Origin of the sequence: Bacillus sp. AFS018417 (genome assembly GCF_002560985.1) — a bacterium.
Lineage (GTDB): Bacteria > Bacillota > Bacilli > Bacillales > Bacillaceae_G > Bacillus_A > Bacillus_A rhizoplanae.
Window position 1 is genome coordinate 1 of sequence record NZ_NTTM01000071.1, and the last position, 24,688, is coordinate 24,688.

The following is a 24,688-nucleotide window of genomic DNA, read 5'->3' on the forward strand; positions in this document are numbered from 1 at the left end:
CAATTGGGGGGCAGTTCATTTGTCGAGGTTCCCCATTCTTGTTCAACTAACGCCCCCGTTAGCTCAATAGCAAATAAATTACAACTCGTTATTTCTCCCAAAGCTCGATCAGTCGACCTTCAGGATCTTCAATCCAAATAAACTTTCCAAATTCACTAATCTCTTTTTTCTTTGCAAGAGGTACACCAATATGTTCAAGATGCTTAATAGTCTCGTTTAGATTATGTACTTGGAAATTTAACATCACTTGTTGTTCTGTTGGAAAATAACTGTCATTCTCGGTAAAGAAAGAAAAGATAGTCTCATTTCCTAATTGGGGTTTTATCACAGTCCCATTCCAATTTTCTATTTCAATCTTCAACACTTCACTGTACCATTTTTTTATAACTTCAAGATTCTTAGTTCTCCAAAATATTCCTCCGAAACCTTTTATCATCGTATCTAACTCCTGTCTGTCATCAAATTTTTAGCTATCCGATTACGAGTCTCCCTCATTTCATTGATTAAACGTCCGCCGATGGAGGAAGAAGGATCAACATAGCGTTTTACCCATTGATAGACTTGTTCTTTTTTTGTTAGGGTTAATTTATCAATGTATTTTAATAAATTTCTAAACGCCTTATCCATCCTTACAACCTCACACGAACACTTGTTTCTATATTGATTATATAAGGGAAACGGTGAGGTTTCAATTATTAACATTTACCTTTAATACAGCCTTTAATTAAAATACAACTAACTGTCACACTGTTCTAGAAGGAAAATTTTCATTTTATAAAAATGTATATATTTCATTACTAATTGTTTGAACACGTTCTTTATAGTACAGTCCTTTATCCTTTATTTTGAGCTGAGCAATAAACAGATTCGCCAGCATTACTGCCGTATCAAGCCTATAAAACAAGCAAACAATTGGAGAAAGAGACTCAAAAATATGCTCATTTTTATATCCGGCCTTAAATTCACTCCAATTCACTTCATTAACTTCAGCTATTCTCATAAGCTCAAGCAGCGGATGGCCAATTAAAGCATTATCCCAGTCAACGATTGCTTTAACTTCCCCGCCATAACCAATTAAATTTACAGGTCGAATATCCATATGGAGGAGCCTCTTTCCTTGTTCTCCTTCCTTTAGAATTGCCTCAATTTCTTCTGTTTTTGGAAATTGAATACGTAAAGAAGTAATTTGATTAAATGATTGTAGTCTTTTAACGAGACGCTCTGCTATATGCTTTTCTGTCGCCTTCCCACTTTCATTTTCATAATTCAAACCTTCAATCGGCATATGATGAAGCTTATTGGCTATTTCCCCAATTTCGTAAGAAGAAATTGGAGTGGAATCAGCAGCTACATAGTCTGAAATTAAAAAATCGAGTTCCTCAGAAAGATGCAGGCCATGAACAGCTGGTACTGAAATCCCTTTAGAATGACAAAACTTAGAAAACTTTTCTTCCTTTTGCAACGAAAGCCGGCTGCTAAATGAATTTTCATTTATATTAGCAACTTCGCGCTCCCATGGTACACGGAAAGCGAAAGAACTTGTTTGCGAATCTCCTCGAAAGACAACATTTTGTACGCCGCTCCCTGCTATTTCTAAGCCTTTAACAGCCAATTCTTTATACTCTCTAGTTAATATATTTTGTAGCTTCGTTTTCAATTCTTCTGTTTTTGACGCTACACTTGGCATTTCATTCCCTCCCGACTCGTCCATTACAACAAACTAAGTCCAACTTCTCTGTTAAAGCAAGAAAGTCTTTTATATCTTGTAAAACAACATGTATTGCTTTTTCCCAGAATTCTTGTTTTGTTAAATCAAAACCAAGATGATGAAAAGCTAATTGCTCAGCAGTCATTCTGCCAGTATCCCGAAGTAAATGTATATATGTTTTTTCAAATAAGGATCCTTCTTGAAGTGCATTTGCATAAATTCCTTGGCTAAATAGGAAGCCAAATGTATAAGGGAAATTATAAAAAGGTTTATCTGTGAAGTAGAAATGTCGATTCCAAATCCATGAAAAATCATTATAAGAAGCAAGCGACTCATTGAACGCATACTTCTGTGCTTCTGCCGTCAGATGGTTCAATTCATCGACTCCTACAACCCGCTTTTTTCGAACTTCATAAAAGTCTTTTTCAAATATAAAACGGCCCTGCACTCCTATTAAATAACTAAGTGCAGATTGTATTTTTGCTTCTAGAAGGAGCAGTTTTTCATGTTCATCTGAAATATCTTTAATCATTGCATTTAAAATGATAGTTTCAGCAAAAGTAGAAGCCGTCTCACTAACAGCCATTGTATATAGCTGTGCAAATGGAGGAACATCATTTGAAATAATTCCTTGATGAAAAGAATGCCCTAATTCATGTGCAAGTATAGCGAGATTATTAGGCGTTCCTTGAAAATTCATGAAGATGCGCGACTGTTTTGTTAACGGAAATCTAGCTGAGAATCCCCTGCTTGCTTTTGTATCTCTGTTTTCAGAGTCAATCCAGCCTTCCAGAAATGCTCTTTTTGTATAATCCGCCAATTTAGGGCTAAAAGAGTTAAACTCAGTAAGGATTATTTCAGCGGCCTCTTCATATGTATAAGTCTTAGTTACTTTTCCTATAGGTGTATATATGTCAAACCAATTCATTTTTTCTACTCCTAGTAGGTGGGCCTTTCTCTCTAAATATGAAGTTATTACAGGCTTACTTTGATTGATGGCTTCCCACATCGAATCAAGCGTTGTTTGCGACATTCTATTATAACGAAGTGGTTCTCTTAAAATAGAATCTGAAGCTAACCCCCGATGTTTATATACTTGTAATCGAAAACCAGCGATGTTATTTAGAGCTGCTGCACATGTCTCAGCTACTTTTTCGCTTGCATCATTTAAAGCATTTACTAGATTCGTTCTAGTATGCTGATTTATAGATGAATGTAATATATTATATGCTTGTCCAAAACTCAGGTGTTTACTTCGCTCCTCTAGAACAATTTTCGTTTTCCCAGTGACAGAATTATATAAATTGACCCAAGCATGGTATCCATTAATAGAAAGATCTTGAATCAACTTTTCCTGTACTATTGGCAATTTCCCCTTCGCCTTTTCTCTTTTTTCATGAAGCGGGTAAGCAATCGGTTTTATTTGTTCCAGCTGCAATAGCTGTTCCCAAATATCATCTGGTATGTGTACCAATGTTTGTTCAAAGTCGTTTATGACTATCTCAAATTGTGTTGAAATACCCCTTACTTTTTCACTTAATATAATAGCCTTCTCATCTTCAACATTTTCTGATTCCAAACATCCAACAAAATGGGTTGCTTCAAGCAAGCGAGTAGATAACTCTTGTATTCGATCCATTTGTTCTATCCACCGTTCGAATCCACTTATTGATTTCAGTTCCTTACTCTCTATTGTTGTAGCTGTTTCTTTAGAGATATCTTCCTCTAGTTTCATGAGAAAATGTTTAAACTCACTAGACTCACTTCCCCCGTGGAAAATCTCATCCAAACTCCAACGCTGTTTTAAGGTTCCACGCAATTTACCCACCTCTTTTTAGAAGATTACTATTTCTCTTTTCCTAATTAACTTAGTATTTTATCCCGCATTAACGGGCAGTAAGACCCCCACCTCAAGGTTGAGAGAGAAGTGAAAAAGATAGGTGGGGGATAACTGCCCGTAAATGCCCGATTGGTTCAACTAACCATCAGTGGGGGATGAAGAACCCCCCCCACTGATGGAAGTTTCACTTTATAATTGGATTTTCCCACTCCATATTATACCATTAATTGTCGGTAAATTCAGAAAAAGGAAGAAGCATCTCTCTATACGCTTCTTCCTTTTCTATGTTTCTATTTTTCGCAAGAACTAGATGTTATTTACTAATCGTAGCATTCTCCATCTGTAAATAATCCGTGCTTTCCACTTCATCTTCGTCATCCAAATCCACAACAGGTAAAGCAGTATGAACCGCCCAGTAATAGCTAATCAAGGAAACCATACTAACCGCTATCAAATCTGTTGAATAGGTTAAATACCCCTTTCCTTCACCAAACATCCCAAAGTACGACACCACCATTATCGCAATGTAGTAAAAAACGAGCCATAATGATGATTTGATTTGTTGTGTAAAAGATACTTGTGAAGTTGGAACCCATTTTTTGCAACATAGATAAATTACAAACATGATAACTTGTGAAGATAATAACCAAGAAAGTGTTTTCCAACCAGACCAATAAACGATTAATGATGCAATAACAAATGAAAGTGGTCCAATGATTGACATTCCTTTTACCCAAAACGGACGATTTAGCTCAGGAGCCCGTTTTCTAAGTGCTGCCGCTGTAATCGGTGCGAGAGCATAACTTAATACAAGCGCTGCAGAAACAACATTAATTAATGCTTCCCATGAAGGAAATGGCAATGTCCAGAAAATAGAAAGGACAAATGTAAGCCAAAGCGCAGGTCTTGGTATGCCTGATTTTGCATCAACTTTAGAAAATACTTTAAATAAGGTTCCGCTTTGAGCCCATCCATACACAACACGTGGGGTAGCGGACATATAAATATTCCCCGTTCCACTCGGTGATATAATTGCATCGGAAACAATAAAATAGACCATCCATCCCAGTCCTAACAGAACGGAAATGTCTTTAAATGGTAAACTAAATTCATGACTAATTCCCGCCCATCCTTGGCTAAGCATTTCAGTTGGAATACTTCCAATAAAAGCAACTTGTAAAAGAACATAAACAATCAATGAAGAGATCACAGACAAAATAAGAGCAATTGGTATCGTTCTTTGTGGATTTTTCACTTCACTTGCAACCGATACAATAGGTGTCAGTCCTAAATAAGCAAAAATAACACCGCCTGCAGAAATAGCTGCTTGTACACCAGAAAATCCAAACGGCGCGAAACCAGCGCTTGAAAAATTATCATCATGTAAATGCATCAACAATACAATGATTGTTAGTGCTGGTACAAAAAATTTAAAGATGGTTATGATTAAATTCGATTTCGCAAATGTTTTTACACTCCAATAATTTAACAAGAAGAAAATGACGATAAGTCCAAATTGCATAAGCCATCCGCTTACAGTAGGCAAGGTAGAATTTTCTTTCGTCAGGCTCGGCCACCAAGCCGCAGCATATTGCCTAGCCGCTTCTACTTCAATTGCTATTAAACTTGAAAATGCAATAAGGGTAATAAATCCTAATAAATATCCAAGTATAGGACCATGTGAATAAGCAGGATAGCGCACAATTCCTCCAGCCCTTGGAAGTGATGCCCCAAGTTCACAGTATACAAGTCCTAATAAAAAAATAGCGATTCCACCAATTACCCATGAAATAATTCCCGCTGGACCTGCTATTCCTGAAACATGGCTAGCAGCAAACAACCATCCTGATCCAAACATAGATCCAAAACCAATAAAGGCTAAATCCAATAATGATATTTCTCTTTTAAACTTGCCTTTGTTTGCCATACTTTAATCTCTCCCCTTTCAATCTTATATTTTCTTAATATTCAGTATTTTATAATTAGACTATTGCCGTTATTTCATAATTTTATAGAAGAACAGCATAGATGAAAGAACCCCCAGATGTAAACGCTTTAATTTTTAGAAATTCCAATAACCTTTCAAAATTAATCGAAAAAACGGACAGCCCGATTGGTGAGAGCTTTCCGTCAGTGGGGGATGAAGCCCCCCACTGACGGAAGTTTCACTTTATTTCAAGTTTACCCAAATGCTCTTCACTTCTGTATAGTTGTCGAGTGCATAGGAGCCCATTTCGCGCCCAATGCCCGATTGTTTATAACCACCGAATGGCGCTGCAGCGTCTTCTAAGTTGTAATCATTAATCCAAACTGTGCCTGCCTTTAAGCGATTCGCCACTTGGTGTGCCGTTTTAATGTTTTCTGTCCATACACCTGCAGCGAGTCCAAATGGAGTATTATTTGCTCTTTCGATGACTTCTTCAACTGTATCGAACGGCAGAACTGCGACTACTGGCCCAAATATTTCTTCTTTTGCGATTGTCATATCATCTGTGACATCAGCAAAAATAGTTGGCTGAACGAAGTATCCTTTTTCAAACACCTCCTCACCGCCAGCTGCAACTCTTGCTCCTTCCTCTTTTCCTTTTTCAATATAACGTAACACGCGCTCTTGTTGCTTTTTCGAAACAAGCGGTCCCATTTCAGTACCTTTTTCCATTCCTGCACCGAGTTTTACATTGTTTGCTAGTTTCGCTAGTTCTTCCACCACTTTTTCATAGTGCTTTCTATGAACGAACACACGGGATCCTGCACTGCAGTTTTGACCATGATTGTACATGATACCGTTGAAAGCACCAGTAATCGCCTCTGATAAATCTGCATCTTCCAAAATAATATTTGGTGATTTCCCCCCAAGTTCTAACGTCACATGTTTAATCGTTTCAGCTGCTTGACGCATTATATACTTACCAGTGTCAGTCGAACCTGTAAAAGCTACTTTTTCAATATCATGATGATTCACAATCGCTGCACCTGCTGTTTGGCCGAATCCAGGGACGAAATTGACCACGCCGTCTGGGAAGCCAGCTTCTTTAAAAAGCTGAGCTGTATATAATAGAGATAACGGCGTTTGCTCAGCAGGTTTTAATACGATTGTACATCCTGTCGCAAGTGCTGCCCCCATTTTCCACGCAGCCATGACTAATGGATAGTTCCACGGAATAATTTGGCCGACAACACCAATTGGTTCATGACGTGTATAGTTTAAATAGTCCTTTGAAATCGGAGTCGTCTGACCAAGAATCTTCGTTGCCCAGCCAGCATAATAACGGTAATGTTCCACTGTTGCTGGAATATCGTCTTCTAATGCTACTTGATACGGCTTTCCGTTATCTAGTGCTTCTAATTGAGCTAGTTCTTCTTTATGTTCGTCAATTAAATCAGCCAGCTTGTAAATTAAGTGTGCTCTTTCAGCTGCACTAAGTTCAGGCCATGGTCCTTTTTCAAATGCCCGGCGAGCTGCCTTCACCGCTAAATCAACATCTTCTTCTTGCGCTTCACTTACGAAAGCAAGAACTTCTTCTGTCGCTGGGTTATACGTTTCAAACGTTTTACCGCTTATAGCTGGTACAAATTTTCCATCGATAAAAAGTTCAATATTTCCTTCTAAAAAAGCTTTCACTCTCGGCTTTAATTCTATTTGTGCTGTTAACATGTTCCACTCCCCTTTGCATTTTTTTATTCATACAGTGCTATACTTTTTTACACATGTGAAACGGCAGTCAAAGTGGCTAAAATATCTTTCAACTTTTGATCTTCCTCAAGTGTCAATCCTAAACGAGGATAACGGGAAGGACCTCCTGCCTGTCCATTTAATTCCATTGCACGTTTAACAATTTGCACATATTTTCCTGACCCTTCAAGGAATGTACAAAGCGGTAATATGCTGTCATTGATTGCCCAAGCTTCTTTTAACTCACCTTTTTGAAAATGATTGAACATTTGCGTAACAAGTTTTGGCACAATATTCCCTGCGACAGAAATCCAGCCTGTTGCCCCGACTAAATAAGACTCCATAACTAAATCTTCTGAACCGCAGAAAATTTCAATATCCCCTTTGCCATGTCTGACAAGATCTCTTGCTTTGCGAATATCCCCACTTGATTCTTTAATGTGAGTAACTCTTTCACATTCTTTTCCAATTCGCAGCATCAGCTCTGTACTCATATCAACGCCAGATGTAAAAGGATTGTTGTACAGCATAATAGGTATATTCACTGCATTTGACACTTCTTTAAAGTGGAAATAAATTTCTTCCTCTTTCGGTTTACAATAATAAGAATTAATGATCAGCGCACAATCTGCACCATGTGCTTCCGCCTGTTTCGTGTATTCAATTGTTTCTTTTGTCGTTTCAGCAGCTGTTCCCACAATAACAGGAATACGGCCGTTGACTTCCTTTAATACAGTTTCAACCATTTGGAATTTTTCTTCTTTAGATAAGCTCACGAACTCTCCAGTACTGCCGTTGATTACAATACCTGCAACTCCTTGATTCACGAAATAGTTCACATTATTTTTCACACCGCCCCAATCAATCTCCTGCGCCTCATTCATTGGAGTAATTAATACTGGATAAGCTCCTCTAATTGTTGTCATTTCTATTTCCCCCTTAATATTTTTTTAGTTTTTTTGCTATCACTAGCAGGTCCTTATATAAGTTGGACAACCTTTTGTTTCTCCTCAGATACATACCATTTGAATTATTTTAGTAAAAATCCAGCAGGTAAAGGATCTGTCGGATCTAATACAAACATCTGCATTCCTGTAATAAAACCGCGGCTTTTCAAGGTGAATTTACATCCACTCTCTGTTTGTTTTGCTACTTCTACTGCTAAAGTGCTGCCAAAAATACTTTCATTTACAAATGGTGGTTCTATATACACCTTCCCTTTAGAAAGTAAGTTTGTATAACACGCCATCGTCGATTCGAAGCCCGGAGAACGAACGATATACTGATCAGCACGAAACGTAATTGTTTTAATTCGCCCCTCTTCTAGATGAGAGTCATCCATTAAAATGACACCTTTTACTGGCATTTTTGACTCGAGAGCTTGAAGCACCGTTTGTCCCCATCTCTTTAGTTCAGAAAGTTCCTCAACGCGAATCTCTGCAGAAATATCACTTTTCTCAAATACTGCGTATAATTGATCAGCTCGCACGAGGGAGAACTGCGTATTGCAATGCGAATTAGACAATGGAATGTTTGTTTCGACTATTTGACACGGTTTACTTTCTATCACCACCGAAACTACTTCATCATTCTCCATCATCGCGATAACTGAAATCACACCACTGACCGTTTCGATTTTATATTCATTTGACGTTCTCGACTGCAAATGACCGCATTCTAGTAAAGTTGTAATTACAGCAACGATGCCACCGTAATGAAATGGAACCGTTCCTTCATGATTTAGAAATAATACTGCGGCATCAGCTTCTTCATTAATCGTCGGAACAACAAGACAACCATTTAAACCAGCAAACCCACGCGGTTCATTCAACAAAAGATTGATTTCTTCTGCAAACACATGCGTAAAATGTTCATTTAACTGTTCCAAGTTTTGATAATGAATAAACGGCACATCTTTAATAACACGAAACGCTTCACCAGCCACGTGTACATCTGTTGTTGAATACGTCTTCTGAATTTTCATTTCACGTCCTCCGTTTCATGTTCCATGGGGGGAATGAGCAAAAATCCCTCTTTAAGCGGATCTTCTTCGTGATAGAAGAACCGATGCATCCCCATCAACCAAGCTGATCCCGTAATTTGGGTCACTACAGCCTCAACACCTTCCACATCGGTTGTTTCCAATACACGTCCTCTAAATAAGGAACCGACAATGCTTTCATGAACGAATTCTTCGCCAATTGAAATTTCTTGATTGGCATATAGGACAGCCAATTTCGCAGAAGTACCAGTTCCACATGGAGAACGGTCGATTCCTCCTGGAGGGACAATAACTGTATTTTTCACATCTGCTTCCTCGTGGGTTGGTTCCGTAAAAAACTCAACATGAGTCAACCCTTTAATAAACGGATGTTTCGGATGAACGATTTTAACTTTTTCATTAATGATATTTCTAATGTTGATTGCTGTTTCGATTATGTTAGAAGCATTCTCTGGAAGTAACTCCAATCCAACCGATTTCGCATCAATGATTGCATAAAAATTACCACCATACGCAATATCAGCATCTACACGCCCAATCCCCTCAACATCAATGGAAACACGTTTTAAAAGAAATGCTGGGATATTGCAAAAAGACACTTCTTTTGCTTTTCCATTTTCTACTGAAATATCCACTTCGACGAGTCCAGCAGGCGTATCCAATTTTAAGGAAGTGACCGGCTCCTGAATGGGAATCAATCCAGATTCAACTAACGCTGTACATACACCAATCGTGTCATGTCCACACATCGGCAAATATCCGCCCGTCTCTATGTAAATCACGCCAATATCTGCTTCTGGATGGCAAGGATCTGTTAACAAAGCACCAGACATGACATCATGGCCGCGCGGTTCATTCATTAACAGTTTGCGAATCCAGTCATATTCCTTTTTCATATAGAGCATTTTTTCTGACATTGTTTCCCCAACTAATTTTGGAAGTCCGCTAATCAGTGTCCTCGTTGGATTCCCGCCTGTATGCGTATCAATTGTTGTAAAGACTCTTTGTGCCCTCATCTGCTCAACACCCTTTCTGTAAATCGGTTAAAGCTAAGCGGTGCAACGGGAATAGACGTTTCTTTTTCATTAATGAGTTCTTCTACTATTTTCCCGGTTACTGCTGCGAGGCTAATTCCGTCTCCTTCATGACCCGCCGCAATATAATAATTTGGAATTTTATCTACGCGTGAAACGATTGGCAAATGATCTTCCGTCCATGGCCTTAATCCTGCATACGAACGAATCACCATCATATCTGCCATTTTCGGATAAAAGCGGATTGCCCGATTAGCAATACATTTAATGATTTCATTGTTTACTTTCGTATTAAAGCCCACAAATTCTCTACTGCTCCCAATTAAAAAATTTTGGCTTTCCGTTGGTTCAAAGACAAGAGCTACTCCATATTTTTCAGTTAGCCGATCAACACGGCGCTTTCCACCAAACTTAGAAATTAAGTAACCAAACTCCATTACTTTTCGACATCCTACATGCTGCTGCCTTGAGGCAACGATAATATGCCCTTTTCTCGGTTCAATTGGTATTGAAAGATCCAGCATCTCTCCTATTCGAGGTGCCCATACTCCTGCCGCATTGACGACATGATCCGCAGTAAAAACTCCGTTTGTCGTTTCTACAGTAAATGAACCACTTTCTTCTTTTTTCATTTGTTTTACTTCTGTATGCTTGAAAGCTTTAGCCCCTAGTTTTTTTGCTTCCTCCAAAAGTGAAAAAGCTAAGAGATATGGATTAACCGTGGAATCAGTGGCGCATTCTAGCCCACCTAATAAATCATCTGCAAAAAAGGGGGACTCCTGCCGAATATCCTGCCGGTCAAGCATTCGAAATGGTAAACCGGCAGCTTTTTGACGATCTACCCATTTCTGTGCCGCTTCCATCTCCTCGTCCGACTCACAAACAAGGATGCTTCCTGGTGCTCGATATTCAAATGGATGCTCCAACTCTTTGCTTAATTCATCCACTAAATTCTGACTAAACAACGACATTTGACTATCAAAACCTGGGTCTTTATCAATCGCCAAAATATTGCCGTCACATCGTGAAGACGTGCCACTAACAAATTCCCCTTTTTCAATGATCGTTACATCTCTTCCATACTTAGAAGCATAATAGGCAATCGAACAGCCAATAATTCCCCCGCCAATGACTAACACGTCACAATGTTTCATATGGCATTCCTCCTCTCGATGAAATGGCTTCATTACCTGAAAATGCAATTCGTATGCCAATTAACGTGAAACTTTCACAACAGAGAATTATTTCTTCCCCGCTGATAGTTAGGTACGCGTGACAGAGACGCTGTACAAAGGAAATGTAATAGTTTTAGAGGAAGTTGTACTTTCAAATCTTTGTTGATTAGAAATTTATCCCGCTACTTTTGAGCAGTAAGACCCCCACTGATGGAAGTTTCACTTTATAGACACTCCCTCTTGATCCAGTTATCCAGTTCCTTGTTTTCTAGAAGTAGAAGCTTTACTGCCCTTTAAAGTGAGGTAAGCTCTATTGTAAAAATATTTTAAATATTTCATGAACACGTGTATAATTTTTTTTACAGTGTTAATAACTTTTTACAATTAATTTTGGAGGGGATTATCATATTTTCATTACCGTCAGGGAAAGAAATTATACAACGGATTTTAATGGATACATCGTTCGATAAGCAGCAAATTGAACAAAAAAACGGTAAATTTTATTATCGTTCAACAACAAAGATGCCTGAGCTTCCATGCAAAGTCGTATATGAAGATGAATCATTCTTCACCTTACTTCAGGCGTTTAGTCATCATTCCACAGCTGTTATTCTTGATACAAGCAAAAATCCAGTAGGCTGTATAACAGCAGCACAAATCATCCATTTTCTTCATAACTCTTACAATCAATTAAAAGCATTTTATGAAACTGTTATTCAAACGACGGATTCTTCCGTCACGGTCATTGATGATAACGAACGTGTTTGTACGTGGACAGAAGGAGCAGAAAAAATTTTCTCCGTCAAACGGCAAGATATCATCGGCCGACCGATTACGGATTTCTTTGACTATAAAAACCTAGAAATCTTGCAATCTCTACATAAAGGGAAAAAGATTGTAGGACAGCACCATCAGCCTCAGTCTGATTTGTTTGTCTTAATTAACTCTAATCCCGTTTATTTTAACGATCAGATTATCGGTGCAGTCGTTTCAGAAACGGATATCACAAATCAAGTCGTACTGAATGAAAAATTGTTCAACATGTCCAATGAAGTACACCGTTTAGAACAAGAAGTAGCAAAATATAAAGATTCTTCTGATTCCTTTCATTCTATTAAAGGAAAGAGTGCTGCCCTGCAAAGAACAGTGGATTTAGCTAGAAGGGTATGTTCTGTTAAATCTACTGTTCTCATATTAGGTGAAAGCGGTGTCGGAAAAGAGGTATTTGCGAAAGCGATTCATGAAGCGAGCGAAAAACCGAAAGCACCTTTTATTTCAATTAACTGCGGTGCGATACCAGCAGCTTTATTTGAAAGTGAACTATTCGGATATGAGCGGGGCGCCTTCTCCGGTGCTGACAGCAAAGGAAAAAAAGGAAAAATAGAACTGGCAAAAGGAGGTACATTATTTCTTGATGAAGTAGGTGAAATGCCCCTCGAAATGCAGGTAAAACTTCTACGCGTGCTGCAGGAGCGAAAATATTATCGCGTTGGTGGAGAAAAAGAAATTAATATCGACTTCCGTATCATCGCTGCCACAAATCGTGATTTACAAGAATTAATGAAAAAAGGACAGTTCCGTGAAGATTTGTATTACCGATTGAACGTAGTCAGTCTACACATTCCTCCTTTAAGAGAACGGCAAGAAGACATTATTGAATTAACCCATTATTTTTTACATGACTTTTCTTTGAATTATCAACGGCCGATTCATGAATTTCCTCCAGAAGTCATGCATGAACTGCTTCGGTATGATTGGCCTGGCAATATTCGCGAACTTCGCAACGTCATGGAACGGCTTATCGTATTCGCAACAGATGGCGTAATAAAAAGAGATTATTTACCCTTTCATACCAATAGTATCAGCTTTGAAAACAAACCAAAGACTGTATCTAATGTACTTCAAGAAAGTGACTTTACCATCTTATCGTTACAAGAAGAAATGAATCAACACGAGAGAAAAGTAATCGAAAGAGCACTACAAATCTTAGATGGAAATAAATTGGAGTGTGCGAAACAACTCGGTATCACAAGAGCCACTTTATACAATCGCTTGAAGCGGCTTGGCTTACAGTAACCCTCTTCCTCCTCTGCATTGGCACATTTTTTGCATAATATCTTTATGAAAGACTGTCGAGGAGGAATTCAAATGGTTAACAAAGAGAGCATTGTGATTTGCCGCTGTGAAGAAGTTACTTACGGACAACTCCAGTCAACAGCAGATCAACATAAATGCACAGCAAGAGAATTAAAATTAAGAACACGAGCAGGAATGGGCTTTTGTGGAGGCCGCACATGCAGGCCGACATTAGATAGAATTATTGAAAGTGTTATCCCTAATGTGTCACCTGGTGAAATTACGTTAAAATACCAGCCCCCAATTCGGCCGGTGACATTTGGAACAGTAGGTGAAAATCAATGACTAGAATCATGAAGCATCCTATTTTAGGGAATTTAGAGGATAGAGAACGTATTTCCTTTCAATTTGATGGAATGGAATATGAAGCATATGAAAATGAAACAATTGCTGCTGCTCTTTTGGCAAATGGAATAAGAAAACTGCGCGTTCACGAAGATAGCGGGACACCTAGGGGTATTTATTGCAACATCGGTCATTGCTTAGAGTGCCGTGTAACTATCAATGATCAAGCAAACGTAAGAGCCTGCTTAACAGTTGTAGAGAAGGATATGATTGTTGAAAGCGGCAAACAGCATCCGAATATTGTAAGAAGGATGGTGGAAAAGCGATGATTGATGTAATTGTAATTGGAGGAGGCCCAGCAGGATTAGCAGGAGCTATTGCCTGTGCGAGCTTTGGTCTCAAAGTGACTGTTCTTGATGAATTTATAAAACCAGGCGGCAGGTTACTCGGACAACTTCATCAAGAGCCTTCCGGTGAATGGTGGAATGGAATAAAAGAATCAGAGCGCCTTCATCAAGAAACAAAAAAATTATCGGTCGATATTCGCTGCGGGGTGTCTGTTTACAATTTAGAAAAAGAAAATCACCTATGGAATGTACATACGAGCCTAGGTACGCTAGAAGTACCATTTGTACTAGTGGCTACTGGAGCTGCCGAATACTCTATCCCACTGCCTGGTTGGACCCTTCCTGGCGTAATGTCCATTGGCGCGGCTCAAGTAATGACAAATGTTCACCGCGTCCAAGCCGGCAAAAAAGGAATTCTTATCGGAGCAAATATTTTAGCATTTGCGATTTTAAATGAATTACAACTAGCTGGCATAACGGTTGATCGAATTGTACTCCCAGAAAAAAGTGCCCTTAGTCAAAAAGCAGGTGAACCTGAAGAGGTTATGAAATCGCTCTTGAACGCAGCTCATCTCGCACCATCACCATTATTACGTATCGGGAGCCGTTTCATGAAAAATGACTGGATGAGGAAAGTTGCTTTAAACTTTTATCCGAAAAACGGTATGAAAGTGAATGGTACTCCCCTCCAACTTCGGAAAGCAGCACTCGAAATTATCGGTAAAGATCAAGTGGAAGGAGTACGCGTCGCCGATATTGATGCGAATGGCAAGATTGTTACGGGGTCTGAAACAATTTACGAAGCAGATTTTGTCTGTATAGCAGGCGGCTTGTATCCACTGGCAGAGCTTGCCGCCGTTGCCGGATGTCCATTTCAATACATTCCTGAACTTGGCGGTCACGTGCCCCACCATTCAGAGACGATGGAAACTCCTCTTGATGGACTATTTGTAGCCGGGAATATCACTGGGATTGAAAGTGGCAAAATTGCCATGGCTCAAGGAACAACAGCGGGATTGTCAATCGTCAAACATGCAGGAAAAGAATCGAACACAATTGACCAAAAACTACAACAAGCAGTACAACATGTCCGTACTGTTCGCAGGCAAGCTGCAATTCAGTTCAATCCTGAAATTAATAACGGCAGAAGCAAAATGAACGAGCTTTGGGAACGCCTCTATTCAAATGACAGCACTGAGAAGCCCCCGAAGATTGTGTAATGATATTAACCATAGATAGGAAAGAGAGAATGCTTTTACTTTAAGATACAATCATTCCCTCTTTCTCCTCTATCCCAAATGTACTGTGCAATTATATAGCTCGGAATCCCAACCATTCTTTGCTTTTATAAGATTAGTTAGAGACGTGTTTCTCGGAAATTCTACCATATTTAAATGCGGTACTAGTTCCTTTAGAAGATGTCTAATGAATGCACCATGACTAACAATTAATATATTCTTGTTATCATGTTTAGATGCAATCTCCTCAATTACCGAAAGACCTCTTGTGATTACACTATCAGCACTTTCAATTCCTAAATCTAGCTCTCTCCAATTCTTTCCCCATTTTAAAACTCGCTCTTCTTCCGTTGTCCCTTCAATCTGTCCTCCCCCTGCTTCACGAAGCCTAGGTTCCAAGTAAATTGGTATATTCGCAATTTTTTCTCCTATAATTTCAGCAGTTTGCTTCGCTCTTAATAGATCACTAGAATATATGAAATTCCAATTCTCCTTACGCAAGCGCTCTGCAAGTTTATACGCATCTAATATTCCATCTTGATCAAGGGAAATATCTGAACTCCCTTGTGCTCTGCCTTCTTTATTCCATGGTGTACTTCCGTGACGGATTATCCCTATTTTAGTCATAGTAAAACCTCCAAATTATCAAAAATGAACTTAGTTCGAAGTATCATTCCTCTTCCTAAGCTCATCTCGGATATCTTTTAAATACTCATTTCGTTCTCTCATCCTCTTTAATACACTCACCACAACGTATACCGCAAAGACTGCAACTGCAATATAAAAAATAAGCCCTAAAATTGAAAAAATGCTAAACATAATATTTCCTACTCCCATATCCCTGCCCCCTTTCAGTCTATTCTATCTAAACTTCTGCATGAGCAGACGGAGTAACCCATACCTTATATATAATTTTATCCCCAGACCAAACTGTATCCGTATGAACATGAAATCGTGGAACGTTTGCCAAATGAAAGGCCAAAACATAAGCAACTTTCTCGTCTGGAGTTGCATATCCATCAAATGCACCTGCATGTATATCGTGACTGATAGAACGTCCCCATTCATCTGCTTCCCATAGCGTGTCAAAAATCATATGAGCCTCACGACAATCTGATTCATGCCAACGAATGCTCATGTAGAATCCTCCTATAACGCTGACATACTGCCTGTAATCTATTGTTTAAAAAATTTCTTCCCTTCGCTTTTCCTATATTGATAATGAAAATAATAGAGAAGTACGACTGCTAAAACACCTATTCCAATCGAAAGATATAAGGGCCACTCCCAGCGTACATAACCCCTTACACAAACTATAAGTACAGTGAGCATTTCAAAGCAAAACAATACTTTTACATTTTTCATCAGTTTCTCCCTGAAAATATAATATTCAGTCCACTATTCTCACATAGGGACTTCCTTGTAAAAGTAATTCCATAAACTTTTCTTTCTCTTTTGGCATTGTAATCATGTGTACTTCAAAATTACTACCGTACGTGATTTCTAAGTTTCTCTTATTTTTTCCAACAAATCGCATAACACGAATGCTTACAATTGGAATTTTCTTCTTTGTTAGCCAATGCCCTGTTACAAGTTCACCATCAACGACTTTATGCTGAAACACAAACATTTCAGAAATCGGAATAATATTTGCAGCTAGAAATAAGATTCCTGCTGCAAGTCCCGTCAGCCAACCTTTCTCATGCAACATAAATGATATAATGGGAGAGATTACGACAAGTAATAGCATAATCACAGTAAGCAGCATCATAATTGGATTTTTTTTCACGTAAAATTCCATCTTTATCACTCCTTATCCATATTATACCATCAGTTGTTGATAAATTCAGAAAAAAGAAGCGTCATTTTAAACGCTTCTCTCCTTCCATTCTCTCGCTAACATACTATACACCGCAATGTCATGGAAATGATTATATAACCATTCTCCATCACGAATAATTCCATCTAAGTTAAAGCCGAGTCGTTCTGGAATTGCACGGCTCTTTTGATTTTTTACTCCGCAATGAATTTCAACTTTATTTAATTTTAATTCTTCAAAAGCATAACGGAGCGCAGCCTTTACACTTCGCGTCATAATTCCTTTTCCACTTGCTTCTTCTGCAAGATAGTATCCAAGAGCTGTCGCCTTCTTCGCCCAATCCACCGGATGAATCCCAACCATCCCAACGAGATTTCCTTTATAGCGTATACCTGCTTCAAAACCATTTCCATCTGCAAAGTTATGCAGCCACATTGGAAAGATTTCATTGTATCCTTCAGCTGATTTCGTACGATCCACCCACGGAAGCCATTCTCGCAAATATTCTCGGTTGCTATCCACTAATTCGTACAGTTCATCTTTATGATGTTTTTCTAATAATTGTAATTCGATTTCTTTATCGATTCTTAGTGTAAACATTTCCCTCTCTCCTTTTTTCTAACTATTCTAACATTTATACTTAGAAATTGTTAATAAAAAATGACGTGCCTATTGCACGTCATTTCTCCCTTACTTTTTCTCCGCTACTTGTACTTCCTTCGCATAAGCAGCTTCAAATTTTTGAATATCACCAGCGCCCATAAAAATAAGTACGCCGTTTTTATGTTTCTTTAATGTTTCTGTTGTCATAACCGTAATAAGCTCTGCACCATCAATGCGTTGCTGCAGGTCTTGAATTGTAAGTTCTCCTCTATTTTCACGAGCAGAACCAAAAATATCACATAAATATACTTGATCTGCCTTACGTAAACTCTCTGCAAATTCATCTAAGAATTTTTGTGTTCGAGAGAATGTATGCGGCTGAAATACTGCTACAATTTCACGTTCTGGGTATTTCTGACGGGCAGCTTCAATTGTCGCATTGATTTCTGTTGGATGATGTGCGTAATCATCAATAATCACTTGCTCGCCCATTTTCTTTTCATTGAAGCGACGCTTTACACCACCGAATGTTGTTAACTGATGTTTCACAACTTCGACATCAATGTCTTCATAATCACAAAGAGCAATAACCGCCAATGCATTTAGCACGCTATGATTGCCGTAACCTGTAATTTGGAACGTTCCATAATACGTATTACGAACAAAGACATCAAACACTGTACCATCTGTTCTTTTTTGAATGTTACGTGCTTGGAAATCGTTATCTTCACCAAATCCATAGAAAATAACTGGTACTTTCGCATGAATTTTTTGAAGTTCTTCATCATCACCACACGCAATAATACCTTTCTTCACTTGCAGTGCCATCTCTTGGAACGCACTAAATACATCATTAATGTCTGCAAAATAATCTGGATGATCAAAATCAATATTTGTCATAATTGCATAGTCTGGATGATATGACAAGAAATGGCGACGATATTCACACGCTTCAAATACAAAATACTTACTATCCTCTACTCCAAGTCCTGTTCCATCACCAATTAAACAAGATGTAGGGTTTGCTCCTTGCATCACGTGAGATAACAAACCTGTCGTTGATGTTTTTCCGTGAGCACCAGTTACAGCGACACTCGTATACTTACTCATAAAATCGCCTAAAAAATGATGATAACGATAAATAGGTAAATTTAATTCCTTTGCAGCTTCAATTTCCTCATGCGTATCTGGGAATGCATTTCCTGCGATAATCACTTGTCCCTCTTCAACATTATTCTTATCAAAAGGCAGGATAGAAATCCCACGGTTTTCCAAAGCTGTTTGCGTAAAAAAACGTTTGTCTACATCAGAACCTTGAACAGTATGCTTCATATCATGTAAAATTTGCGCTAAAGCACTCATCCCTGTCCCTTTAATTCCTACAAAATGGTAAACTGTCATCTTAAAGAACCTCCAACATTTCGAACTATTCCAACGGTCTATCTATAAGACAGTATATGATTTTCTTTTTATTTTGGTAATCATCTCGATTTTCTTATAATCACGTTCATGCTCTCTTTTAAATCCACAACAAACTTATTATAGCAAAAAACAATCCGTTATACTATGATAACAGAAAAACTGATAGGGTCAATTCCCTATCAGTTTTTCCTCTTATTCCTCATTTTCTCTTGCTTGCAACTGAACACGCTCTAAGCGTGGATTTGGACGATATTTACGTCCTGCTTTCGCTTCCGGTTTTTCGTTCAATTCTACGTTATCACCTGTGAAGCCAATATTCATTTTTAATAAGCTGCTGCCAACGCCATAAATATCAACAGGAACATTTTGTGCTTCAAACTCACGGATACGTTTTTCATCAAATCCGCCGCTCACTACGATATTTACATGCTGGAATCCTTCGTCATCTAATGCTTTGCGAAGTGCAAAGATAAGAGAAGGATTCACACCGCGCGGATCAAATGTACCAAGCACTTCCGGATGACGAATGAAGTATTGATCAATCATCGTACGAGATGTATCTACACGTACTCCTTTTAGCTCTGATCCAAATTCACGTGCCACGCGAAGCGCATCTGTAATCACATCGTTATTGTAATCAATTAGTACAACTAACTCATCTTCTGGGAACTTTTTATGATATGCTTTTGCCGCTTCCACAACATCACCGTTAAACATTTGAATTAAAGCGTGAGGCATTGTTCCCATGCCGCTTCTACCCCACCATTCATTCATCGCATGCGTTGCTTGTGCGCTCATGCCACCGATATAAGCCGCATAACCATCACCAGCTTGTTGCGTATAATGATCATCACGATCACCCATGAAAATAACAGGCTTCTCTTTCTCACCGCTGCGCGCAGCTTGCACAACATTATACACATTTGTTGCAACAGAAGTGCGGCGTCCTAAAATGCCATCTATTACACCTTCTAAATAGCCGAAATACTCATACGGTCCGCGAATCGTTAATACTGTTTCAAACGGATTAACCTGATCCCCATCTTTTAAGGAATAAATTTCAAGCTCTTCAGGATGCTCTGCAAATGTTTGTAATAAAGCAAGTGCTTCATCTGTTCCGCATAATACAGCATGTTCCTTTTGGAAAAACTGCATTGTCACAACGCTTCCTGGTCGAAATTCTTTAATAATATCACGAGTTTTTAAGAAATAAACCGCAGAAAACCAACCTTCGCCAACGCGCTCATCAAACTTGAACGTCTTATTTGTTAGTCGATTTATTTCACCTTGTAATTTTAATTCGATTTCTTTCATGTCGCTATACTCCCTACTTTACTATCCAGCGTTTTCTCTTAGTATACAGCAAAACCTTTTCTTATACATGTATATCCTGCATCGCAGCAAATTCATCTTCTGTAATGAGGACGTCTCTTGGTTTTGTTCCGCGTGCTTCTGAAATGATCCCTTGCGCTTCCATGTCTTCAATAAGACGAGCTGCACGGTTATACCCAATTCGGAATCTTCTCTGCACAGAAGACGTGGATGCTCCCCCTTGTTCTACAACAAATTGACATGCCTCAAAGAACAACTCATCTTCAGATTCTTGCTGTTCTGTTTTTGCCAATAAGTCTTCTTGATGGAATAAATAATTTGGCTTCATTTGACGTTTCGCATGCGCAACAGACTTTTCAATTTCTTCATCTGAAACGTATACCCCTTGCACACGAACCGGTTTTGATGTTCCATTATCTAAAAATAGCATATCACCACGGCCAAGTAATTTCTCAGCTCCGCCAATATCAATAATTGTACGTGAGTCTACTTGCGATGACACTGTAAAAGCAATTCGCGTTGGAATGTTCGATTTAATCAATCCTGTAATAACATCTACAGATGGACGCTGCGTCGCTACTAATAAATGAATTCCACACGCTCTTGCTTTTTGGGCAATCCGGCAAATCGCTTCTTCCACATCACCCGGTGCAACCATCATTAAATCAGCCAGCTCATCAATAACAATAACGATATACGGCAACGTCTCGCCTGGAATTTCTTGTTCGTTCATAATCGTATTGTAACGCGTTAAATCACGCGCACCTGCATGTGCAAACAATTCATAACGACGTTCCATTTCATCTACTGCCCACTTTAAAGCTGCCGTCGCCGCTTTTACATCCGTAATAACCGGCGCAACAAGATGCGGTACAGAATTGTACGGCGCAAGTTCAACCATCTTCGGATCAATTAGCATCAGCTTTACTTCGTGTGGCTTCGCTTTATATAAAATACTTGTTAAAATTGCATTAATACATACGCTTTTTCCTGATCCTGTTGCCCCCGCAATTAAACCGTGCGGCATTTTTCGAATATCCGTCACAATCGGTGTTCCTGAAATATCTAGACCAAGTGCGACTGTAAGCGGTGATTCACTTTTCGTAAACACTGGGCTTCGTAAAATTTCACGAAGAAATACAGCTTTGCTCTCTTTATTCGGCACTTCAATTCCAACTGCACTTTTCCCTGGAATTGGCGCCTCAATTCGAATATCACGAGCAGCTAAATTTAATTTAATATCGTCACTTAAATTCGTAATTTTATTTACTTTCACACCAGGTTCTGGCTGCACTTCAAAACGAGTTACAGCTGGCCCTTGCGTCACATTCACCACTTTTGCACCGACATGGAAATTATGGAATGTCGTATTTAACAGCTCTTTTTGTTCCTCTAACCACTCAGCATCATGTGCCGCCGGATGACTTGGGATATTTAAAAGTGCTAATGGTGGAAACTCATACGTTGGCGGTGCCTGTAAAACGTTACGAATATCTTGTTTTGTTTCTACAACAACTCGGTGCGTCATCTCTTCTTGCACTGGTTGTTTCACTGCTGGCGATTCAATATTTTGTTTTTTTTGCTCAGTCACATTTTGTGAAGGAGCCGGTTGCGACGGCATTGCTACACGGCGCTTTTCTGCTAACATCTGTTTATCTTGCTTTAACATCACTACATTAAACGGAACGAAACGTTTCTTCTCACGTTTTGGTTCTTGCGTTGCATCTACTTTGGGCTGCCCTGTTTTTACTTTAGTCTGCTCAGCAATTGCATTTTGTTTTTCCTCTGTTTCTTCTATTAATACATTTGCAAAGGCTTGTACAGCTTGCTGTGTTTGTTCATCAGCTTTAACAGGTTCTTCACTTTGTTCATCATGAACGAAATTTTCAGTTACTATTGCTTCCGCTTCAAGTACTTCTTCTTGTGTATTAGACTCTTTCATTTCTGAAGATAACTCTACTGCTTCCACTTCCTTAGCTTCAAGCAGTTCTTCTGTTATTGAGGCTTCAAGTACTTCCTCTTGTATATTAGACTCTTCCATTTCTGAAGATTCTTCCACTACTTCTGTTTCTTCTTGTACATCCAATTCTTCTGTCTCTGAAGATAACTCTATTTCTTCTATTTCCTGAGATTCTTCAACTTCTTCTGTTTCTTCTTGTACATCCAATTCTTCTATCTCTAAAGATAACTCTATTTCTTCTATTTCCTGAGACACTTCTGCTTCTTCTGTTTCTTCTTGTACATTCGATTCTTCCGTCTCTGAAGATAACTTGATTTCTTCTATTTCCTGAGACACTTCAACTTCTTCTGTTTCTTCCTGTACATCCAATTCTTCCGTCTCTAAAGATAACTCTATTTCTCCTGTTTCCTTAGATTCTTCAGCTTCAAATGTTTCTTCTTGCATAACAGCTTCTTCTATCTCTAAAAATACTTCTACTACTTCTATTTCCTCAGGCGCTTCTGCTTCTTGTGCTTCTTCTTGTACATCCAATTCTTCTGTCTCTGAAGATAACTCTACTACTTCTATTTCCTGAGGCTCTTCAACTTCTTCTGTTTCTTCTTGTACATTCGATTCTTCCGTCTCCGAAGATAACTCGATTTCTTCTATTTCCTGAGATTCTTCAGCTTCAAATGTTTCTTCTTGCATAACAGCTTCTTCTATCTCTGAAGATACTTCCAGTACTTCTATTTCCTGAGACGCTTCAGCTTCTTGTGCTTCTTCTTGTATAGCAGACTCTTCCATCTCTGAAGATACTTCCACTACTTCTATTTCTTCAGGCTCTTCTGCTTCTTCTTGCATAACAGACTCTTCTATTCTCTCAACTTCTTCTTTCATTTCAAATTCTGACTCTACAGCAATAGGTTCATGTAATTCATTTTCACCTTGAGCCGCAACTGCATCACGATTAAGTAGCACCGTTTCATGGAATGTTGCATCATTTTGCACAGATGTAAGTTCTGCTTCATTTTTCTCTAACCATGTATCAACAACAGACTTCTTAACTTCCGCTTCAATTCGTGTAGACTCTACTTGATTTTGTTCTGGTAGAACATCTTGTGATGAATCATAAAACGCATAGCCATTCTTCTCAAACCATACATCAACAACTGCTTTTCCTTCTATTGATATCTCAATATCTTCTCGTTGTTGTTTCTTACTTTCAGTATGTTCTTGTCCCACTACTTCCGGGCGTTTATACCCAAAAATCGGAGAAACTATTTCTGTTGGACGAAACGGTCTTCGGTGACTTTCTTCTACAGAAGTAGGCTTTGCTTCCGTTACCTCTTGAATAATCGGTTCAATCTGTGTCTCTTTTTGTATTTCTTCTACTCGTCTTGATTGGCGTCTTTCTCGAATTGGTATTTCTTGTATAGCACGCTCCTCTATACGAGGCGATTTCATTGTGTTCTCCTCAAATCCTCCGTCAGGAATTAATGGAAAACGAAAATTCCTGCTCGCATGCGGCTTAGACACTTGCAGCTCATCTTCTCGTTTATTAGAGTAGTAGTTTACACGAGGAGTGTGCGAAGTAACCTTTTTCTCTACAAGAGTCTCTATTTCTCTCAATGCTGTCGCTTCATTTTCTTCCTCTTTTTTAAAAAACTTTTTCATCCAATCTAGCATGCTTACCACTCTTTCTACTAAATAGTAACACCCTTTATTGTATCAGCATTCGGCAAAAAGTGCAGATGAAATTAATTTCAAATTATTTACAGAAAAATGAAAAAGATTACAAAATGAAAACGCTTTTATATGATATGGATCGAAAAAAGTTTATCCCGCATTAACGNNGGAAGTTTCACTTTATCCTTTACTTACTCGGTAACTTTCAACACTATCTGCCACACTTTGCAGTAAAGAACGTAAATAATTTACGTCTGATAGTTTTTGGTCTTCTTCTGGGTTAGACATAAATCCTAATTCTAATAAAACTCCCGGTACTTCCGCCCAATTAAATCCAGACAAATCATCACGAAATTTAATTCCGTTTACTTGTATGTTACTGTTTTCCTTCACTTTATTCACAATGAACTCAGAAGCCGTTAAACTCTCTTGATGAAAACTCCCGCCAC

At 38.7% G+C, this 24,688-nt stretch carries 22 protein-coding genes and 1 pseudogene; 4 read left to right on the forward strand and 19 right to left on the reverse strand.

Going from position 1 to position 24,688, the window contains the following annotated elements; genetic code table 11:
* Window positions 1-88: 88 nt before the first annotated feature.
* From CN326_RS21690 to CN326_RS21735, 10 genes and pseudogenes are all read right to left on the reverse strand, one after another.
* Window positions 89-436 carry a VOC family protein gene (locus tag CN326_RS21690; RefSeq protein ID WP_098311049.1) on the reverse strand — a complete coding sequence of 116 codons (348 nt, stop codon included), beginning with the start codon at window positions 434-436 and terminating at the stop codon, window positions 89-91.
* Window positions 437-480: 44 nt separating this feature from the next.
* A pseudogene (locus CN326_RS21695) lies at window positions 481-627 on the reverse strand (IS1595 family transposase); the annotation flags it as partial.
* A gap of 145 nt (window positions 628-772) precedes the next feature.
* A complete protein-coding gene (locus CN326_RS21700; RefSeq protein ID WP_098311050.1) occupies window positions 773-1,687 on the reverse strand; it encodes a phosphotransferase family protein in 915 nt (304 codons plus the stop codon).
* Between the two features lies 1 nt (window position 1,688).
* Window positions 1,689-3,527, reverse strand: coding sequence for a M3 family oligoendopeptidase (locus CN326_RS21705; RefSeq protein WP_098311051.1), 1,839 nt, complete (start codon window positions 3,525-3,527; stop codon window positions 1,689-1,691).
* A 334-nt stretch (window positions 3,528-3,861) separates the two neighbouring features.
* Window positions 3,862-5,475 carry an APC family permease gene (locus tag CN326_RS21710; RefSeq protein ID WP_098311052.1) on the reverse strand — a complete coding sequence of 538 codons (1,614 nt, stop codon included), beginning with the start codon at window positions 5,473-5,475 and terminating at the stop codon, window positions 3,862-3,864.
* A 243-nt stretch (window positions 5,476-5,718) separates the two neighbouring features.
* Window positions 5,719-7,203 (reverse strand): aldehyde dehydrogenase family protein, encoded by a 1,485-nt coding sequence (locus CN326_RS21715; protein ID WP_098311053.1) that lies wholly within the window; start codon window positions 7,201-7,203, stop codon window positions 5,719-5,721.
* A gap of 47 nt (window positions 7,204-7,250) precedes the next feature.
* Complete coding sequence (dapA, locus tag CN326_RS21720) at window positions 7,251-8,147, reverse strand: 4-hydroxy-tetrahydrodipicolinate synthase (RefSeq protein WP_098311054.1); 897 nt, start codon at window positions 8,145-8,147, stop codon at window positions 7,251-7,253.
* A gap of 104 nt (window positions 8,148-8,251) precedes the next feature.
* Window positions 8,252-9,205, reverse strand: a complete 954-nt coding sequence (locus tag CN326_RS21725) for a proline racemase family protein (RefSeq protein ID WP_098311055.1) — start codon at window positions 9,203-9,205, stop codon at window positions 8,252-8,254.
* Entirely contained in the window at window positions 9,202-10,239 is a 1,038-nt protein-coding gene (locus tag CN326_RS21730; protein ID WP_098311056.1) for a proline racemase family protein, read from the reverse strand. The genes CN326_RS21725 and CN326_RS21730 overlap by 4 nt, the downstream gene beginning before the upstream one ends.
* Window positions 10,236-11,411 (reverse strand): NAD(P)/FAD-dependent oxidoreductase, encoded by a 1,176-nt coding sequence (locus CN326_RS21735; protein ID WP_098311057.1) that lies wholly within the window; start codon window positions 11,409-11,411, stop codon window positions 10,236-10,238. Before CN326_RS21735 ends, CN326_RS21730 begins: the two co-directional genes overlap by 4 nt.
* A 423-nt stretch (window positions 11,412-11,834) precedes the next feature.
* Between CN326_RS21735 and CN326_RS21740 the strand changes: the two genes are divergently transcribed.
* The 4 genes from CN326_RS21740 (at window position 11,835) to CN326_RS21755 (ending at window position 15,420) form a co-directional block, all read left to right on the forward strand.
* Complete coding sequence (locus CN326_RS21740; protein ID WP_098311070.1) at window positions 11,835-13,508, forward strand: sigma-54 interaction domain-containing protein; 1,674 nt, start codon at window positions 11,835-11,837, stop codon at window positions 13,506-13,508.
* A gap of 72 nt (window positions 13,509-13,580) precedes the next feature.
* Window positions 13,581-13,853, forward strand: a complete 273-nt coding sequence (locus tag CN326_RS21745) for a (2Fe-2S)-binding protein (RefSeq protein ID WP_098311058.1) — start codon at window positions 13,581-13,583, stop codon at window positions 13,851-13,853.
* Window positions 13,850-14,182, forward strand: a complete 333-nt coding sequence (locus CN326_RS21750; RefSeq protein WP_098311059.1) for a (2Fe-2S)-binding protein — start codon at window positions 13,850-13,852, stop codon at window positions 14,180-14,182. Before CN326_RS21745 ends, CN326_RS21750 begins: the two co-directional genes overlap by 4 nt.
* On the forward strand, window positions 14,179-15,420 hold the full coding sequence (locus CN326_RS21755; RefSeq protein WP_098311060.1) for an NAD(P)/FAD-dependent oxidoreductase: 1,242 nt from the start codon (window positions 14,179-14,181) through the stop codon (window positions 15,418-15,420). The genes CN326_RS21750 and CN326_RS21755 overlap by 4 nt, the downstream gene beginning before the upstream one ends.
* A 69-nt stretch (window positions 15,421-15,489) precedes the next feature.
* Here CN326_RS21755 and CN326_RS21760 read toward each other — a convergent pair whose 3' ends face one another.
* From CN326_RS21760 to CN326_RS21805, 9 genes are all read right to left on the reverse strand, one after another.
* Window positions 15,490-16,065: a histidine phosphatase family protein gene (locus tag CN326_RS21760; RefSeq protein WP_098311061.1), complete on the reverse strand. Its 576-nt coding sequence runs from the start codon at window positions 16,063-16,065 to the stop codon at window positions 15,490-15,492.
* A 30-nt stretch (window positions 16,066-16,095) separates the two neighbouring features.
* Window positions 16,096-16,275, reverse strand: a complete 180-nt coding sequence (locus CN326_RS21765) for a hypothetical protein (protein ID WP_098311062.1) — start codon at window positions 16,273-16,275, stop codon at window positions 16,096-16,098.
* Between the two features lie 28 nt (window positions 16,276-16,303).
* Window positions 16,304-16,576, reverse strand: coding sequence for a hypothetical protein (locus CN326_RS21770; protein ID WP_098311063.1), 273 nt, complete (start codon window positions 16,574-16,576; stop codon window positions 16,304-16,306).
* Window positions 16,577-16,828: 252 nt separating this feature from the next.
* Window positions 16,829-17,239 (reverse strand): PH domain-containing protein, encoded by a 411-nt coding sequence (locus CN326_RS21780; protein ID WP_098311065.1) that lies wholly within the window; start codon window positions 17,237-17,239, stop codon window positions 16,829-16,831.
* 66 nt (window positions 17,240-17,305) lie between these two features.
* Entirely contained in the window at window positions 17,306-17,857 is a 552-nt protein-coding gene (locus CN326_RS21785; protein WP_098311066.1) for a GNAT family N-acetyltransferase, read from the reverse strand.
* A gap of 90 nt (window positions 17,858-17,947) precedes the next feature.
* Window positions 17,948-19,261: a UDP-N-acetylmuramate--L-alanine ligase gene (gene murC / locus CN326_RS21790; protein WP_098311067.1), complete on the reverse strand. Its 1,314-nt coding sequence runs from the start codon at window positions 19,259-19,261 to the stop codon at window positions 17,948-17,950.
* Between the two features lie 213 nt (window positions 19,262-19,474).
* Window positions 19,475-20,596, reverse strand: a complete 1,122-nt coding sequence (locus tag CN326_RS21795) for a nicotinate phosphoribosyltransferase (RefSeq protein ID WP_098311068.1) — start codon at window positions 20,594-20,596, stop codon at window positions 19,475-19,477.
* Between the two features lie 61 nt (window positions 20,597-20,657).
* The gene (locus tag CN326_RS21800) at window positions 20,658-24,239 is read right to left on the reverse strand and encodes a DNA translocase FtsK (RefSeq protein ID WP_098311069.1); all 3,582 of its coding nucleotides are present in this window, start codon (window positions 24,237-24,239) and stop codon (window positions 20,658-20,660) included.
* Between the two features lie 180 nt (window positions 24,240-24,419).
* On the reverse strand, window positions 24,420-24,688 hold a 269-nt coding region (locus CN326_RS21805; RefSeq protein ID WP_176524743.1), incomplete at its 5' end, for an N-acetylmuramoyl-L-alanine amidase.